Annotated in this window: 17 protein-coding genes; 7 read left to right on the top strand and 10 right to left on the bottom strand. The window is 49.2% G+C overall.

Annotated features, from left to right (window positions below):
• Window positions 1-76 precede the first annotated feature (76 nt).
• The 4 genes from BWI93_RS12005 to BWI93_RS11990 form a co-directional block, all read right to left on the bottom strand.
• Window positions 77-619 carry a DUF4833 domain-containing protein gene (locus BWI93_RS12005; RefSeq protein WP_094811583.1) on the bottom strand — a complete coding sequence of 181 codons (543 nt, stop codon included), beginning with the start codon at window positions 617-619 and terminating at the stop codon, window positions 77-79.
• Between the two features lie 27 nt (window positions 620-646).
• The gene (locus BWI93_RS12000) at window positions 647-1,636 is read right to left on the bottom strand and encodes an NAD-dependent epimerase/dehydratase family protein (RefSeq protein WP_094811581.1); all 990 of its coding nucleotides are present in this window, start codon (window positions 1,634-1,636) and stop codon (window positions 647-649) included.
• Entirely contained in the window at window positions 1,633-2,421 is a 789-nt protein-coding gene (locus BWI93_RS11995) for an SDR family oxidoreductase (protein WP_094811579.1), read from the bottom strand. The genes BWI93_RS12000 and BWI93_RS11995 overlap by 4 nt, the downstream gene beginning before the upstream one ends.
• Window positions 2,422-2,684: 263 nt before the next feature.
• Window positions 2,685-3,881 carry a glycosyltransferase gene (locus BWI93_RS11990; protein ID WP_094811577.1) on the bottom strand — a complete coding sequence of 399 codons (1,197 nt, stop codon included), beginning with the start codon at window positions 3,879-3,881 and terminating at the stop codon, window positions 2,685-2,687.
• Window positions 3,882-4,363: 482 nt separating this feature from the next.
• Between BWI93_RS11990 and BWI93_RS11985 the strand changes: the two genes are divergently transcribed.
• The 3 genes from BWI93_RS11985 to BWI93_RS11975 all read left to right on the top strand — a co-directional run bounded on the left by BWI93_RS11985 (window position 4,364) and on the right by BWI93_RS11975 (window position 6,633).
• Window positions 4,364-4,774, top strand: a complete 411-nt coding sequence (locus BWI93_RS11985) for a YsnF/AvaK domain-containing protein (RefSeq protein ID WP_094811705.1) — start codon at window positions 4,364-4,366, stop codon at window positions 4,772-4,774.
• A 50-nt stretch (window positions 4,775-4,824) separates the two neighbouring features.
• The gene (locus tag BWI93_RS11980) at window positions 4,825-5,703 is read left to right on the top strand and encodes a YsnF/AvaK domain-containing protein (protein ID WP_094811575.1); all 879 of its coding nucleotides are present in this window, start codon (window positions 4,825-4,827) and stop codon (window positions 5,701-5,703) included.
• A gap of 90 nt (window positions 5,704-5,793) precedes the next feature.
• Window positions 5,794-6,633: a DUF1206 domain-containing protein gene (locus BWI93_RS11975; RefSeq protein ID WP_094811573.1), complete on the top strand. Its 840-nt coding sequence runs from the start codon at window positions 5,794-5,796 to the stop codon at window positions 6,631-6,633.
• Here BWI93_RS11975 and BWI93_RS11970 read toward each other — a convergent pair.
• Complete coding sequence (locus BWI93_RS11970) at window positions 6,630-7,289, bottom strand: DUF6766 family protein (protein WP_094811571.1); 660 nt, start codon at window positions 7,287-7,289, stop codon at window positions 6,630-6,632. The two genes, BWI93_RS11975 and BWI93_RS11970, sit on opposite strands and share 4 nt — an antisense overlap.
• Window positions 7,290-7,460: 171 nt before the next feature.
• Between BWI93_RS11970 and BWI93_RS28725 the strand changes: the two genes are divergently transcribed.
• The 3 genes from BWI93_RS28725 (at window position 7,461) to BWI93_RS11960 (ending at window position 10,542) form a co-directional block, all read left to right on the top strand.
• The gene (locus tag BWI93_RS28725; protein ID WP_255157814.1) at window positions 7,461-7,775 is read left to right on the top strand and encodes a hypothetical protein; all 315 of its coding nucleotides are present in this window, start codon (window positions 7,461-7,463) and stop codon (window positions 7,773-7,775) included.
• Window positions 7,667-9,745, top strand: a complete 2,079-nt coding sequence (locus BWI93_RS11965; protein WP_255157813.1) for a GH92 family glycosyl hydrolase — start codon at window positions 7,667-7,669, stop codon at window positions 9,743-9,745. The genes BWI93_RS28725 and BWI93_RS11965 overlap by 109 nt, the downstream gene beginning before the upstream one ends.
• Before the next feature lie 104 nt (window positions 9,746-9,849).
• Window positions 9,850-10,542: an HAD family hydrolase gene (locus BWI93_RS11960; protein ID WP_094811569.1), complete on the top strand. Its 693-nt coding sequence runs from the start codon at window positions 9,850-9,852 to the stop codon at window positions 10,540-10,542.
• A gap of 54 nt (window positions 10,543-10,596) precedes the next feature.
• Here BWI93_RS11960 and BWI93_RS11955 read toward each other — a convergent pair whose 3' ends face one another.
• The 4 genes from BWI93_RS11955 to BWI93_RS11945 all read right to left on the bottom strand — a co-directional run bounded on the left by BWI93_RS11955 (window position 10,597) and on the right by BWI93_RS11945 (window position 13,727).
• Window positions 10,597-11,271: a ThuA domain-containing protein gene (locus BWI93_RS11955; RefSeq protein ID WP_369679148.1), complete on the bottom strand. Its 675-nt coding sequence runs from the start codon at window positions 11,269-11,271 to the stop codon at window positions 10,597-10,599.
• Window positions 11,175-11,432 (bottom strand): hypothetical protein, encoded by a 258-nt coding sequence (locus BWI93_RS29540; protein ID WP_369679143.1) that lies wholly within the window; start codon window positions 11,430-11,432, stop codon window positions 11,175-11,177. The genes BWI93_RS11955 and BWI93_RS29540 overlap by 97 nt, the downstream gene beginning before the upstream one ends.
• 124 nt (window positions 11,433-11,556) lie before the next feature.
• The gene (locus BWI93_RS11950; protein WP_094811567.1) at window positions 11,557-12,426 is read right to left on the bottom strand and encodes an esterase family protein; all 870 of its coding nucleotides are present in this window, start codon (window positions 12,424-12,426) and stop codon (window positions 11,557-11,559) included.
• A 203-nt stretch (window positions 12,427-12,629) separates the two neighbouring features.
• A complete protein-coding gene (locus BWI93_RS11945; protein ID WP_255157812.1) occupies window positions 12,630-13,727 on the bottom strand; it encodes a two-component regulator propeller domain-containing protein in 1,098 nt (365 codons plus the stop codon).
• A gap of 180 nt (window positions 13,728-13,907) precedes the next feature.
• On the opposite strand from BWI93_RS11945, the gene BWI93_RS11940 reads away from it, so the two are divergent.
• Window positions 13,908-14,750 (top strand): winged helix-turn-helix domain-containing protein, encoded by an 843-nt coding sequence (locus BWI93_RS11940; protein WP_141217444.1) that lies wholly within the window; start codon window positions 13,908-13,910, stop codon window positions 14,748-14,750.
• Window positions 14,751-14,871: 121 nt separating this feature from the next.
• Here BWI93_RS11940 and BWI93_RS11935 read toward each other — a convergent pair whose 3' ends face one another.
• Entirely contained in the window at window positions 14,872-16,629 is a 1,758-nt protein-coding gene (locus tag BWI93_RS11935) for an SGNH/GDSL hydrolase family protein (RefSeq protein ID WP_094811563.1), read from the bottom strand.
• Window positions 16,630-16,784: the final 155 nt, after the last annotated feature.

Here is a 16,784-nt window from a genome sequence, read left to right as displayed (position 1 = left end):
GAAATGGGCAGCCAGTGCCGCCTATAGCTGCGTATGGTTTGAGGATTCAGGGCTGAAACGGAAAACTTACGGGATTTTAGGGAATGATGCGTTCATAAACGGCTCGCCCACTTTCCGGGTCCACGCCGAACATTTCTACGTACTTGACTTTAGGTACCAACCGGGCTTTGGGATCCAGTTGTACGAAGACTTTTTGCAGACAGGCCCGCTGCCCACTAATCGTTGTCATAGCCACGGCTTTCCCCTGATGGTATTGGACCTTCAGGACCCGTTCGGGAAAAGCATTCAATCGTACCTCGTAGGATTCACCGGCAATCGGCTGGTGTGTATAGCCGTAGGCCAGTTGCCATTGGATGCGGGAGAGATCTTCCCGTTGGCCCTGCTCGGCGTAGCGAATCCAGTATACTTCGACGGGCTTACTCGGGTTCAACTTTCGGTCCGCCGATTCGTTGGCTTCGTAGACTACCGTATTGGCATCTTTACTGCGTTGCAAATAGAACAATTGCCGCGATGCCGTTTTCGCTGAGAAAGTCGCTTTGGCGGGAACGATCGTCGTGGCCTGAGCGAAACTGTGAAGAATCAAACCGAGTACGAGGAGAAAAGAAACGAATGTTTTCATGGCTTATGGATTTACGATTGAAAGGCGTTAACGAAGGATTCCGCGTTGAAACCAATCGATCGTATCACGAACGGAATCCTGAAAGGGAGTACTCATCAGTCCCAGTTCCTGCCGGGCTCGCTGACCACTGTAGTAATTGTCCTGGGTAACGAGTACGGTATTGATGTAATTAAGTCGCAGCGGATGCCCAAACAACCGTTCAGCAAAGGTCCCTAGTCGCCCCGCCGATCGCATGAGTTGGCGGGGAATGGGAATCAGGGAGCGTTTTTCGGGAAGTAGACTCGCTACGGTTTCAAAAAATACTTCGTACGGTACGTTACTAGCAGCCAGTAAATAACTTTCCCCAATTCGACCCTTTTGAAGAGCTTGTACGGTAGCCTCCGCCGCGTCCCGTACGTCGATAAAATTCTTACCCCCACTGCCCGGAAAAAAGACGCGTCGATTGTTTAATACATAACTGATCAATGCTCCCGAGCTGGGTTTGAAATCGTAGGGTCCCAGCAAAAAGGTGGGATTCACGATGACGATAGGAACTCCTTCCGCAACCGCTTCGAGCACTTCCTGCTGAGCCTGATACTTGCTGGCAATGTAGCCCGACTGCATCAAGTCAAAAGCGAAGGGACTTTCTTCCGTAGCTGGATTCTCATACGTTCCTGGCTGATAAATAGCCGCTGTACTTACATACACCAGTCGTTGCATGGACAGGCGACGGGCTACTTCCAGAATTTGCCGTGTAGCTAAAATATTGGCGTCAAAATAAGCCTCAACGTTCGACGGATACGGCTCCGTACGAGCGGCCGCGTGAACGATTCCCTGACAATCGTACGCCGCCTTTTCCAGATCCGGCAACGAAGTCATCTGTCCCTGCACCCACTCTACCTGATGGTACCAGGGTAACTGACTGATCGCTTGGGGCAGGGAACGGTACATAGCCTTTACGGCGTATCCCTGCCGTAACAAAGCCCCGGCAATATGACTGCCCAGCAGTCCCGTGGCACCCGTGAGTAAAATTTTCATGCGGAGATTTCTTTACGAAGCATGGATACCAGAAGGGGTTCTCGCCAGGACCAGGGAATCCAGCGGGCGGCCCAGTACCCTACTTTATTGAATGTACCGGGAATAATAATCGATTGGCCTCGGCGAACCTGTTTTAAAGCAATCTGGGCGACCTCTTCGACGGATAAGCAACTCCATTGGCCCAGCCAACCATGTTTTTGTAAACGATTCAGGTTTTCCGCTGACGTAGGCATCGGTCCCGGATGCAACACGCTGACCTGTACCCCTTTCGCACTCAGCTCCGCCCGCAGGCTAAGGGAAAACGAATAAATAAAGGCCTTGGATGCCGGATATACAGTTTTGTAGGGAATAGGCGTAAACGCCGCCAGACTGGAAACATTGAGAATATAGGACTTGGGAAATTTCAGCAGAAAGGGTAATAGCAATCGGGTCAGCAGTGCCGTTCCCGTTACGTTCAACTGAATGATATTTTCGATCTGCTCTAACTCAGCCGTATCGAACGCTTTCGAGCCACCAATACCCGCGTTGTTAATGAGGAAATCGACCTGAAATCCGGAAGCTTCCAGCCAGCGAATAAGCTGGCGAATGTTCTCCGCCTGCATTAGATTAGTTTCGTAGGTTCGTACGGTTACACTATACGTCTCGGAAAGCATTTGGGCGAGCTGGGGAAGTCCTTCCTGGGAAAGGGCGACCAGGATTAGGTCCCGGCCCTGGCTGGCTAACTCTAGGGCCAGGGCCTTCCCTAATCCTAAACTCGCTCCGGTAATCAATACATACTTTTTCATGGCTTTTATGGATGGTCTCGATTGAACGTTACTAGGACAGTTCAGTCCAGACTTCCCCCTACGAGGCCCTGAAAATTTTAAATACAAAATTGCATTTGCTGTAACCTCATTGTATCTGACCTCTAACGATCAGGCCTTTACAAATAAAACCCCACGCTGAACATTCAGCGTGGGGTTAGTACGATCACGTGACCTTATACCTGGCAAGAGCTGCTACATAGCCCCGTCGCCAAAGTTTCATGAACAGGGGTGAAACGTTTGTCTTAGGCAGGTTGAGCGTGAAGCTTCATCAAACCTGCCATTTCGTTCCAAACCCGATCCCAGGAATTTTCATTCAAAAAGGTATCTACTTCTTTCCGATGCGTCATGCCTTTGTCGGCCAGAGCCTGCTCCAGGGCCGCTTCAAAGCGTTCGGCAGTATCGGCAATGTGTACCCAGTTGCGGCTTCCGTAGTTTCGAATTACGTCGTGAATCGGCGTGGAAACAACGGGTAAGCCCGAGGCCAGATATTCCGGCGTTTTGGTGGGACTGATGTATCGCGTAGCCGGGCAAATCGCAAAGGGTAAAATGGCCGCATCCCAGTGAGCAAAGTACCGGGGAATTTCCTGATACGACTTCATACCCAAATAATGGACATTGGGAGCCTTCGGCAAACTCGCCGGATTGATTTTCACGACGGGTCCCAGGAAAATGAATTGCCAGTCGGGGCGACGCTGAGCCAGTTCTCTAACTAATTCAATATCGAATCGTTCGTCAATCACGCCACAAAAACCGATACGGGGGTGGGCAAATTGCCGCTGATCGTCCGGATCGGGTTGTGGTTTACGAGACTGACTGAAGTGGAGAAAATCAATACTGCTGGGGAACGCGTAGGTATGTGCGTGCTTATCGCGTTTAGCCTCGTACAAACTATGGCCGCCCGTAAATACCACGTCCGCCTGCTCAATCAACCGTTGTTCCAGATCAATCAGTTGGCGGGGAGCCCCCAGAAAGGCACTTAACTCATCCATGCAATCGTAAACCGTAAGTTCCGGGGCAACTTCGGGACTGAAAGCAAGGGCCATGGGTGTGTAGTACCAGGCTACGTAAGAAGAGATACCTTCGCTGGCGATGAACTCGTCAATCAATCGTTTTTGCTGAGCGATTACTTCCTCTGGCTTTAAGCCGTGCGGCATACAGGGTACGAGTACACAGAGCTGGGATTGTATTTCGTGTTTTTCCAGCCGAATGGGTCCCTCTTTAAATACAGGTTCTTCCAGAAACCACACCTGCCATTCCTTACTGGCACGGCTTAGTAAATGTTGGGGTCGCTGGTAAACGAAATTCCAACGCAAATGGGAGAAGCACACTAAATTTTTTGGATTGACAGAGGTCGGTGGAGTAACGGTCGTACCAATAGGTTCGGTCCAGGTGGTCGTCGAAGAGGCAGTGGAAGCAACTTCTTTTTCTTGAAGTTTCATACGTTTAAAATTATTGGAATGGCTATACGCTATAGACCGTTGGTAATTGTGTAGTGTGATTTATGCATTTAGAAGAAGTACACTAAGCATAAAATCCTACTTTACGTTTACTGCCCAAGTCACTGTAAATGAGTATGCTAAAAAGTGTAGCCAGCCGCATCCAATAGGCATTTCAGACCATCAGTGACCCTTTCAAAGCCTCATAAATGAGAATGTGTAGAAAGGTTTCCTCTAGGCGGGCTACAGGGTTGATCAGTGCCTCACCCCCGCGTCCCAGTATCCTGAGTAAAAAGTACCAACGTTCGAAACGTTTGGTCTGACACTAGCGAAACATGGCTGATACTAAATGTTTTACCGAAATTTCTTTCGGGCTGTGAAGCCCGCTCCCTAAGACGGTAACATTTGGGGTGTTAATTTCTTAAAATTGAACGTATAGTCTCCTACGAAGGCTAATGGAACGAATTTTACCCCTGATAGACCTGATGAATACGAACACTAATCCTTCCGTAACGAATGAATCCGGCCCGCGTCCCGTGGTTTTGCCGGTAATCGAAGAACAGCTGAAGGTTGATACACAGCTGGAAGAAACGGGTCGAGTAACCGTAAGTAAACGTGTGCACGAACGCGAAGAACTTGTGGAACTTCCCCTTACGCAGCAACAAGTAAAGGTAGAACGCGTACCCATCAACCAATACATTGATACGCCTCCAGCGGTACGGTACGAAGGTGAAACCATGATCGTGCCGGTCGTCAAGGAAATCCTTGTTAAACGCCTGGTACTGGTGGAAGAAGTTCGTATCACCAAAGAAGAAGTACAGACTACTACTCACCAGCCCGTTATGCTGCGGCAGGAAGAAATTGTAATTACACGTAGTACTGGTCCGGAAGCATAGGTTTCGTATTCATCGGTAAAAAATTCCATCACAACCCAAATGTAAGAATCATGTCAAAGACTGTTATTGGCCTGTTTGATACGGCCCTGCAAGCACAAACGGCTGCTGCTCAACTCATCCAACGCGGATTTTCAGAAGAAAACGTAGATATCTCCGCTTCAGCTACGGGTAGCGTAGACGCTACGACTACCGCACACGAAAGCGATAATGACACAGGCATCGGTAATTTCTTCAAATCGCTTTTTGGTAGCGATACCGATGATGCCGACAAATATTCACACGTAGCCCGTCGGGGTTCGATTGTCACGGTACACAATGCATCGGATGTACAGGCTCGTCTGGCTTCGGATATTCTGGATGAACACGGAGCCGTGGATATCGACGAAAAAGCCAACGAATATGGCTACGTAGCCACTACGGCTACCGGTTCAACGCCCTACCCGGCTGACTATCAACCTACGGAAGATTCATTAACGGTTGATCCCTTACAGCCTCATTCAAACGCTGACATTGTGAGGGATGAATTTACTGCCGACAACCAGGCCGCTTCTGCCAAGGTCATTGAAGAGAATCTGCAGGTAGGCAAACGTAGCATTGAAACGGGTGGAGCCCGCCTCCGCAGCCGTATCGTGGAGCGACCGGTTGAAGAAAACGTCCGTCTGCGTCAGGAACGCGTGGTAGTAAACCGTACCCCCGTGGACCGTCCGGCTACTGATGCGGATTTTGCAACGTTCCAGGAAGGCCAGATCGATGTGGTTGAACACGCCGAAGTACCCGTTGTTTCGAAAGAAGCCCGGGTCGTGGAAGAAGTTACCTTAGGCAAAGAAGTGGATGAACACGTAGAAACCGTCCGTGATACGGTCCGTCATACGGAAGTAGACGTCGATACGCTAAATACGGATGAACGTGGGGTGTCTCGTAATCTTTAACAGCCTGCAAATGCAATACAGGATTAACTCAAAAAAGGCTAACCGATCGAGTTAGCCTTTTTTGGGTCTAGTGAACTTTAAACCCGAAGCATGGAAGCCATTGCCCAAACGAAAACGAGTCCGCGTACCTGGGAACAAACCGTTGCCAGTTTAACCCGACTTAGTTATTTAACCAAAGGAATTTTATACGGTTGCGTCGCTTTCTTTGCCATCCAATTTGCTCTGGGGCAACGAGGCCCGGATCCCGGACGAAAAGCCGTTTTGCAGGAATTCATCAAAACCGACGTGGGAGCCGTAGTGTTAGTCTTAATGGCCCTATCCTTAGCGGGGCATACCGTCTGGCGGATGGCTGAAATTTATTTTGATCCGTATAAGAAGGGCAAAGGTGTACTAGGGTGGATTTATCGGTTAAATTATTTCCTCAGCGGTCTTACGTATACAAGTCTGGGTATAACGGCAGTAAAACTTTTAATGGGACATGCGGATGATCAAAATCAGAAGCAGCTTTGGGTTTCCAAGCTACTAATGGTCAAGGGCGGGGACTGGCTCATTATCCTCGTGGGTGTTTTTCTGATGCTCTGGGCGGGATTACAGATGTACAAAGGCATTTCAGGCACTGTCTACAAGAGTCTAAATAAAGAGGCTTTCCCTAAGTGGCTCCATGGCTTTCTTTGGGTGTGTAATCTGGTGGGCTTCCTGACCGTGGGTGGCATACTGGCCTCTACGAGCTGGTACCTGATTAAAGGGGCCTGGAAAGAAAATCCGCACTGGGTCATGAACATGGACGACCTCATCAAATCACTACAAGCTTTTCCCGGCGGGCAGTGGATTCAAATGACTACCGCCATTGGCTTAACCTGTATGGCCCTATTTATGCTGGCCATGGCCCGGTGTTTCCCCATCAAAACGACGTCTTCGCAGGCCTGTTAATTGCCCGTCTCCTGATGCGGAGCATCAACGGGTTTTGATTCAGGTGAGCCTTTTTGCCGTAGGAAGATGGACAGGACTACGATAGAAAATACCGATAGGAACTCACTCTGCCAGTTCTGAAACGATTGAAACCAGAACTCACTCGATCCCAGAAATTCACCTAAGCTCATAAAGTCGGCTTTCCCCTGTAGCTGCTGCTCTTCATTGTGGGCCTGTACCCCACCAATGGCGTGTAACACAAACGATAGTCCAAAGAGTACGAAAAAAGCCAGACTCAGGGAATTCTGATATAACTTGACTACCCAGCCCCCTTTCCGGACGGGCCAGGGTGCTCCTGCACGGGTCGGCGAAGGTTCGCGGTCTACTTCTTCCTCTTCGGTCAGGCTTTTGGATTCGGACGAGCCCTTTTGGTACAGCGATACCGTCAACAATACGTACAAGGCCATCTGAAGGAATTCGCTTTCCCAGTTTTCAAAAACCGATTCTATGCAATGGCCACTGCCGAAGTACTCACCCAGCGTAAGTGGGTTTTGACCGAAATCCTGTCGTTCATTATTTAAATCCTGCCATCCCGTAAGCAGGTGAGCCAATAAGGTAAGGAGAGTAATAAGGGCCAGGATTAACGACAATCCGTTTTCCCGAAAAAACTTTTTCATAGGTGGCTGAAGTAATAGTTTAGACTCCGCAAGAAAGCAATAAAAAAGAATGCCAATTTTTTAGCTCAACTCACGGGAAAAAGGGTGCCTTGCATTCTTAATAACCATCCCTTTTAGCCTTTCTACGTACCTGAATCTGATTCAGACGTATATTCGTGCAAAAAAAGCTCGATGAAAGGTTTATTGACCCTTGCATTTCAACTCCTCTTCTTTCTTTCCTACGCTCAACAGAATCTGGTGCCCTACGTTCGCCCCCTGATTGGTACCGAGAAAATGGGCCATACCTTTCCGGGAGCTACGGTTCCCTTCGGAGCCGTCCAGCTTAGTCCGGATACGGATACCATTCTTACGAACGCAACGGTAAGTATAATGGTGATGTGTATCGATATTGTGCGGGCTACAAGTACGAAGACAAAACCATTGTGGGTTTCAGCCATACGCATTTCAGTGGTACGGGTCACTCGGATTTGGGCGATTTTCTGGTGATGCCTACGCAGGGACGCCTTCAGCTGAATCCCGGCGTGGCTTCCAATACCAAAACGGGTTTTCGTTCGGCCTTCTCTCACGACAATGAAGTAGCCGAGGCCGGATACTACCGGGTGAAGCTGGATGATGACAACATTCTGGCCGAATTGACCGCCACCAACCGCGTGGGCGTACATCAATATACGTTTCCAAAATCGGACGCTTCACACATCATTCTGGACATGATGGCGGGGATTTATAACTACGACGAAAAAGTAGTCTGGACTTACATTCGGGTGGTGAACGATACGCTGGTAACGGGATACCGTCAAACCAACGGCTGGGCTCGTACCCGGACCGAATATTTCGCCATGACCTTCTCCAAGCCTTTCAAATCGTACGGTCAGCAGAACTTCGACAAGCCACAGGTGTACCGGGGCTTCTGGCGGAAGTTTGATCAGAACCATAATTTCCCCGAAATCGCCGGAAAGAAGCTCCGCATGCATTTCGACTTTGATACCCAGGAAGGTGAAAAGATCAAGGTGAAAATGGCTCTCTCGCCCGTTAGTCAGCAAAATGCCCTGGAAAACATGCGGGCGGAAGCGACTCACTGGAATTTTGATGGGTACAAAAAACAGGCTCAGTTGCAGTGGAATCAGGAACTGAATAAAATCCAGATCGAAGCTTCGGAAAACGAAAAAATCAATTTCTATACGTCACTGTACCACACCTTCATTAACCCGACGGTTTACATGGATGTTAATGGCCAGTACAAAGGCCTCGATCAGGATGTTCATAAAGCCGAAGGCTTCACCAACTACACGACTTTTTCTTTGTGGGATACCTATCGGGCGTTGCACCCCTTCTTCAATTTGATGCAGCCCGGTCGTAACAACGACATGGTGGCTTCAATGATGAAGCACTACGACCAAAGCACCTTAAAAATGCTGCCCGTCTGGTCGCACTACGCCAACGACAACTGGTGCATGAGCGGGTACCACAGCGTTTCGGTACTGGCCGATGCCATCATCAAAGGCGTGTACAAGGGTGATCCCATGAAAGCCCTGGAGGCCTGTATCGCTACATCTAATCACCGCGATTACGAAGGCATTGGAGTCTATATCGACCGGGGGTATATTCCGGCGGAACAAAACGGTACTTCCGTATCAAACACGCTGGAGTACGCCTACGACGACTGGGCTATTGCTCAGCTAGCCAAGAAACTCGGACGAACGGATGTGTACGAAACGTATCAGAAACGTGCTCAGAATTGGAAAAACGTCTTTGACAGTTCGATCCGGTTCATGCGTCCCCGGCTGGCGGATGGTTCCTTTAAAAAAGACTTTGATCTGCTCAGTACGCACGGACAGGGATTCATTGAAGGTAATAGCTGGAATTTCAGCTTCTTCGTACCCCAGGACCCGCAGGCTCTGATGCAGGCTATGGGTGGGGCGAAAATCTTCGCGGCCCGACTCGATACGCTGTTTTCCATGCGCCTGCCCGATCAGTTTTTCGCCGAAACGGAAGACATCACCCGCGAAGGAATTATTGGTGGATACATTCACGGCAATGAACCCGCTCACCACGTGGCTTATCTGTACAACTGGGCCGGACAGCCCTGGAAGACGCAGGCCCGCGTACGGATGATTCTGAACATGCAGTACAAGCCCACATCCGACGGACTCGGCGGAAACGACGACTGCGGTCAGATGAGTGCCTGGTACCTGTTCTCGTCGATGGGTTTCTACCCCGTCGCTCCGGGATCGGATGTGTATTCGATTGGTAGCCCGCTGGTGAAAAATGCCAAAATTCAACTGGAAAACGGACAGACCTTTACCATTGAAGCCATCAACCAGAGCGACAAACACGTATACGTAGAGAAAGTATTGCTAAACGGCAAGCCCGTTACTAACTGGCAACTTAGCCACGCGGATGTGCTGAAAGGTGGAAAACTCACCTTCTACATGTCAACGAAACCCGCTCGGAAATAATCGGAATCGGGGCTCATCCGTGAACGGATGAGCCCCGATTTTTTTCTGGTGTGGCATCCGTTTATTTTTGAATCGATTATAACCTTCTTGTTACCCGTATTGCCATGTCATTAAAAGTAATTGCCTTCGATGCCGACGACACCCTCTGGGTAAACGAACCGTACTTTCAGGAAACCGAACGAAAATTCTGTGCGTTACTGGAAGATTTTCTGCCGCATCACACCGTTTCCCAGGAGCTTTTCAAAACTGAAATTGCCAATCTTGCGATCTACGGCTATGGCGTGAAAGGCTTCATGCTGGCAATGATTGAGACGGCACTGACGGTTACGGATTACAACGTCCGACCCGAAGTGATCGCCAAAGCCATTGAATACGGCAAAGAATTGTTACAAAAGCCCATCGAATTGCTGGACGGCGTGCAGCAGACGTTGTCCTTGCTCAAAGATTCCTACCGATTGGTCGTAGCCACGAAGGGGGATTTGCTGGATCAGGAACGGAAACTTAAAAAGTCCGGACTGGAGCATTTCTTTCACCACATCGAAATCATGAGTGACAAGAAGGAGGCCGATTACCTGAAACTAATCAAGCACCTAGATATTAAGCCCGAGGAGTTTATGATGATTGGCAATTCGATTAAATCGGATGTACTACCCGTGCTGAACATTGGTGGGCAAGCCATTCACGTTCCTTACCATACTACCTGGTTACACGAACAGATTGAACATAAGCTGGAACACCCTAATTTCCGAACCGCTAAGCATCTCAACGAATGCCTGGCCTGCATTACTTCACTATAATCGACTAATAAAAAAGGGCCTTCGTACGAAGGCCCTTTTTTGTGGATCGGTATTCTATTTCGTCCGTCCGCCCAACCAGAATAACCCATCCAGGATGAGCTGATTCTGAATTTCGTTTTCGAACGTGAAGGAAAGTTCTTCGTTGGTTTTGTGCTCGTAATCCAGGTCGTTATGGCCCATGTTGACGTAGAGCATTTTGTATTTCTTGTTTGTCCACACGACCGGATAATAGCCGCTTTTCCAGATTTCATTGGGTTTCGGGCCCGTTCCTAAGGGAAAGCTTTCCGGATCGATGGAAAGTAAAATCTGAATGTTTGGATTTTTCCGCAAATCATTTTTCCAGCTATACCACTCGTTGGGCGAGGAGGTAAAGGTTTTAGGCAGGTTTTTAGTCGCCGGATGTTCCGCATTTTCTACGCGTAATACAGCTTCCGTGGGACCCCAGGTATTGCTTTTGTATTCACCCGAACCTAAAAACTGCTGGTGGTACCAGGGCCAGTTCTGAGGGTATTTCGAGGGTGTTAGAGCAAAGGCCGAAAAGTGAAAGCCGAGCCAGGCTCCGCCTTTTTCTATGTACGTCTGAAAAGCCTTTCGCTGAGCGGGGGCTTCCGGACGGGTATCCAGGAAAATCACTACCTTATAATTAGCCAGAAAACCAGCATTAAGGTTGGCCCAGTTGCTGGTCGAATCGTACGTAACGCGTGTTGTTTGGCTGCTTTGGCAAACCAGCGGTTGGCTTCGTGCACAAAGCTGATATGGGCAGGATCGTTTTTGGCGGTATAAAAAGCGATGACTTTAAACGGCTGAGCCTGTGCGGTTAATGTCAGTACGCTAAATAGCACGAGTAGGGCGTACCGGATCGTCAGACTCAGGGACTTGATCGTGTTCATGGGGGTAAATAAACGACTTTTAGGAATACGGGTAGCGTTAAATCAGAATTTGTTTGAGGAATGTATGATTACGGTTTCTAAAGCAACCATAATCGATATACGTTAATGGTACGGTGACGGTTTGTTAGTGAAAACCCTGACTGACAAAGTTTAGTACTTCCGGTAAAGCCGTTCGCCAGTAAATCCAGGTGTGGCCGCCATCGCGAACCCGAAACTGATGCGGAATATTTCGATCCAGCATCGTCGCGTGCAGACTCATATTGCCTTTGATCAGGTGATCGTCATCGCCGCAATCTACGTAAAAGCGAACGGATTTTAGTGCGTCAGGCGACGTAGTTTCCAGGATTTTAAAAATGGAATTCTGATTCCAGTCCTTGCTCAATCGCTCTTTCCCTTTTTGCTGTGTAGGGTATACGTTGGTAAAGCGGCGTTTCCAGTCGGCTTCGGGCATGGACACTACCTCGGCATCCGTGAAAACCGCCGCACTCAGCGGAGCCGCCGCCGAGAAAAGTTCGGTGTGTTTGCTGGCCAGCAATAAGGTACCGTATCCGCCCATTGACAGGCCCGCAATGGCCCGAAACTGTTTGTCCGTACGGGTTCGATAGGTAGAATCAATGTGGGGAATCAGCTCGTTTACAAAGAAATCTTCGTAGCGGTTCTTGCCATCCGCACTGTTCACGTACCAGCTTTTTCCGGCATCGGGCATCACGATGATCATGGGTGGAACTTGTCCGGAAGCCATCGCCTGACTGGCAATCGTTTCCACGTCGCCCATCTGCGTCCAGCCCGTTTCGTCATCGCCGAAACCGTGCAATAGGTATAAGACCGGATATTTTCGATTGCCTGCTTCGTACCCCTCGGGCAAAAACAAACTATACTGCACCGGACGGCCCAACGTTGTACTGGACAGGGAAAGACTTTCGCGGAGGCTTCCCCGCTGAGCGTGTAGTTGAATACTCAGACTAAGCAAAAGAAGAACTAATACCTTTTTCATACGGCGTATTTCTACAAAAACGCACAAAATTCGTCATTTGAACCATTTTTCCTGAATTACGTAAAAGAAAATTAATTATGGATTCCACGCATGCCTGGGATACGTCATCGATTCGGGAAAATCGCCTTACCCCTATCGGTACCAATGATGGTTGTCAGCTGACGATTGCAAGGATTTGAAGCTACTCGTTTCGTTGGACTTTATTACTGATGAAGCTTTTTCAACGAGTCCTGAGGTGCTTTATCTTTAAAATCCGTAATAGTTTTTCCGTCATACCGATACACTCCATGTATCGATCCAAACCAGATACTTCCATCCTCAGCTTCCAGGATGCCACAAAGCATTTTTCCCAGGGACATGATTTCGGTTACGGTGGGATTTTGACTGGATAGGGACTTCTGATCATACCGAAGCAATTTCCAGGCTCCGACCCCATTGGGCTGTACGTCACCGGTCGTCCAGAGATTTCCTTTTCTATCTTCGATAATCGCCGAGGCACCCCGCTGATTTATTTTGGTAAAGGTGCTGCCATCATAGTGCCAAAGACCAGTGGTAACAACCAGCGTATCGCCTTTTTTCGCTTTGATGATTGTTGCCCCGAACCAAATATGACCCTGTTTATCCTCCGTGATCCCCCAAACGTTAGTAAAGGCTTTTCCTTCTTTCGTTCTGGGCACGGTAAATGTTTTTCCATCGTAAACACAGGTCTCGCCTCGGGTACCGATCCATATTTTCCCGGTTCTGTCTTCTAAGATCGTTGTGATATGGTTACTGGGAAGTCCTTCTTTCGTAGTAAAATTTCGGAACGATTTCCCTTCGGGCTGGCTGGGATCATAACGACTTACGCCTCCTCCCGTAGCGAACCAGAGGATGCCAGCTTTATCTTCATACACCGCCATAACTGCGTTATTGGCAAGCCCTTCGTCGGTGGTGAAATGCTGAAAAGATTTTCCATTAAATCGATACACCCCTGCATCGGTGGAAGCGAACCAGAGGTTTCCCTGCCGATCTTCCAGGACATCCCAGAACCGGTGTGAGCCTATCTTAGTGGTGAGATTTGTAAACCGTTTTTCAAAGGCCCGTTTGGGATCGTACCGAAACACACCGCCCCATGAAGCCGCAATCAGAATGGTGCCGTTTCTGCCCTTTTTTACGTTACGAACCATGGTAGTAGGTCCGTAGGCCGTGACGGTGTCTTTGATTTCGGACTTGATACCATCTACTCTTTTTTGATTTTGTCCACAGGAAATGAGCAAAACAGCGAGTAAGAATAGAGCATATACGCGGGAGTAGTACATCATTTTTTTAACTAGTAGTTCGGTACGTCATTCCTTCATACCGAGCGAACAGAACCTAATTTTTGTATTCAGTTCTGTCAAACCTAGCGGGTGCGGATGTGACGAGCGTAAATCGCCTGTAAAAAAGTGTTAACGAAATGTAAAACCTGAAATTCATCCCCTATTGAGGCCTATTTTTGATTGATGAGACACGCAATCCTTACCCTGTTACTACTGCTATTTATCCGTCTGCCTGGTTACAGCGAGGGGGGAAAGATGCTGGTGACCATGCGGAAGATCGGTCACGAAGTACTGCTGGCGTCGGGCGATTCTACTTCCTGGGTATTGCCCATTGAACAAGTGGATAATCATACGTTCTTGATCCGGTTTAAGCGTTCCTTTGCATTTACACCCGCTTCCCTGGTTGAGATCATCCAACGTCATGTACCAGAACTGGATTATCTGGTAGAAGTCAGACAAGAGCAGTCAAACACCGTAGTGTATAGCTACGAAGTCCATCAACCGCTGCATCGGAAATCGATTGCCTGTTTAACCCGAACGCCGCCCCGAGGGGACTATAGCATCCAAATCCAGTTTGCGGACCCGCCCGTTCAGATAGCCTCAGTGATTAGTGCGATCAAGTTTGCCTGGCTTCTTCTACCAGTTTTACTGGTTGGGTTCGGCTGGCGTTTATTTAAACGAAAAAGGCCTGCTCCGGCCAAATCTATAACACCCACGACGTTAGTCCACTTGGGGCCGCTTACCTTTTGCCGCGAAACGCAGGTGCTACGGTTGGGTGATGAACGCATTGAGCTTTCGGCCAAAGAGTCCAAACTACTGAACGTATTCGTTGGTGCTCCCAATACGGTAATTGATCGGAGTCAGCTTATGAAACAAGTCTGGGAAGACGAAGGCGTATTCGTAGGGCGTAGCCTGGATGTATTTGTATCCCGACTGCGAAAAAAGCTACAACCCGCTTCCACGGTACGAATTGTGAATAGTCACGGCAGAGGATACAAGCTGGAAATTGACTCGCCTCATGGTTAAGTCTAGCTTTAGGCAGCTACCCGTACTAATTACCCTGGGGAATTAGATTACAGATAAAATGAGTCGTCTCAGGAAACGTTGCTTTCGTGAGACGACTCATTTGCCAAAAGGACGAAACCATCTAACGGCCCACTAAAAACGGTTCGAGTTTTTCGGCCAGCCGTTCGTAGCCCTGTTCGTTGGGGTGTAACCCATCGGTAAACCAAGCTTCGTTGATTTTTCCATCTTGCTGTAGCAGATTGGTACCGGGTTGCAGGAAGCGGATATTGAGTTCCCCCGACCGCTGGGCAAAGTGCTGATTGAGGCGATGTACGCGTTCTTCCTGACCTCGCCGGGGCAAAATGCCGATCCATACTAATTCGGCCTGTGGCTGTCGACTTTGAATGGCTTTCATCAGAAAAACCAGTCCGTCGGCGATTTCCTCATCCGTATTTCCTTCCAGATTGTTGGTTCCGATCATTACCAGTACCTGTTTGGCCTGATAACCGTCGAGTTGCCCGTGATATACCCGCCAGAGTACGTTTTCGATCCGATCCCAGCCGAAGCCAAGGTTCTGCACTTTTCGTGGCTCCATCAGCCGATTCCAACTCGAAGCTCCCTGCACGATTTTAGTTTTGGGCTCGCCGCCCCAGAAGTGCGTAATGGAGTTGCCCAGAAAAACGATTCGCGGCGGGTAGGTTTTCAACCGGTTTAGCACGTCACGGTGACGCGTTTCGAAGTCGTAAAAATCCCGGGACTGACTTTTGGGAATCGTCGTAGAAAGGGTGCCCACGGGTTCGTTCAGGATGGACCGGATGATCCGTTCGTAGGCCTGGGCGTACTGCTGCATGCCCAGATCCGAGGGGTGTGTGCCATCTACCATGGCATCGGGACTCAGGTTCAGGGCGGTTTTCGTGAGCAGGTACACCGAACCTTTTATTTCCGCCTTCAACTCCGCGTACGCCTCCTGCATGATAATATTCACTTCCGTCACCAAAGCGGCCCGTACGGGATTGCTGAACCCATCCGTATACCCCGCGTGTTCGACGAGTAAAATGGGTACGGTCGGTCGTTTTTGTCGGAGCGTACGAACGGACTGGAGAATTCGCTTTTTGACTTCCGCTGGTTTTACATCGGTCGTACTAATCAGATTCGGTAGGCAGTCGAGTACGTAGAGGCGAGCATCGATTTCACTAATCAGGTTGATCAGTTCGGGTTCCAGTTTTCCATTGCCGGAAAATCCCAGGTTCAGTAAGGGGTGATCCATTTGCCGTTCCAGCTGGGCCGTCCAGGCCATGCCCGGTCGGGAGGCACAGGCTCCCTGAGCAATCGAAGTTCCGTAAACGACAATCGGTTTTTCAGGACGCAAAGCCAGTGGTGTGAGTGTTTTTCCTTCCGGTATTCCAATTTCCAGCCACTGAACCGACGTATACAACGGCAAATACAGACGATACTCCTGGCCTTTTTCACTCGTTTGCAAGCTGGTGTACCGATACGTAATCGTATCACCAAAAGCGTACTTCCCATTGCACCACCAGAAATCGCCGTGGGGACTGCGAGCGTACAAATCGACACCACTTACACCCGTGGCAGGTATGTGCGGCAAGGCCTGATTGCCTTTGATCTGGTAACGAATGGTAATCTGATCACTGTTGGATTTGAAGCGAATGAACAGTCCTGCCGATTGACGCGACAGATTCCATACGGCCGGGCGTACCTGCTTTTCAGCCCGGCCCGGCAATCGGTCATAGGGTTGCTGTAGTTCCTGATTCCAGGCTTGTCCCTCGATGACGGGAAACGCATGGCGGGCGGGATTCCACCAAACCAAAGAAGACTGAGCAGCGAGACAGAGTACTTGAAAAAACAGAAAAAGAGTTAACGGCAATCCTTTCTTAAGCATACGGAAGAGGTTAGAGCCGTAAATATAAAAGGCTTTATTCTTTCAACGTGTTGAAAGATGGTGGTAACCCAGACAGACTTTCTTAACCCATACTGGCTATCATCCTCCTTACTAGCAAGCTAGTAGCCCATGAGCCTTCCAGGCTGGACCTCTCC

Source organism: Siphonobacter sp. BAB-5385 (genome assembly GCF_002261125.1).
Lineage (GTDB): Bacteria > Bacteroidota > Bacteroidia > Cytophagales > Spirosomataceae > Siphonobacter.
Note: the sequence above shows the minus strand (reverse complement) of the source record. Positions and strands in the feature narration are given on the sequence as shown.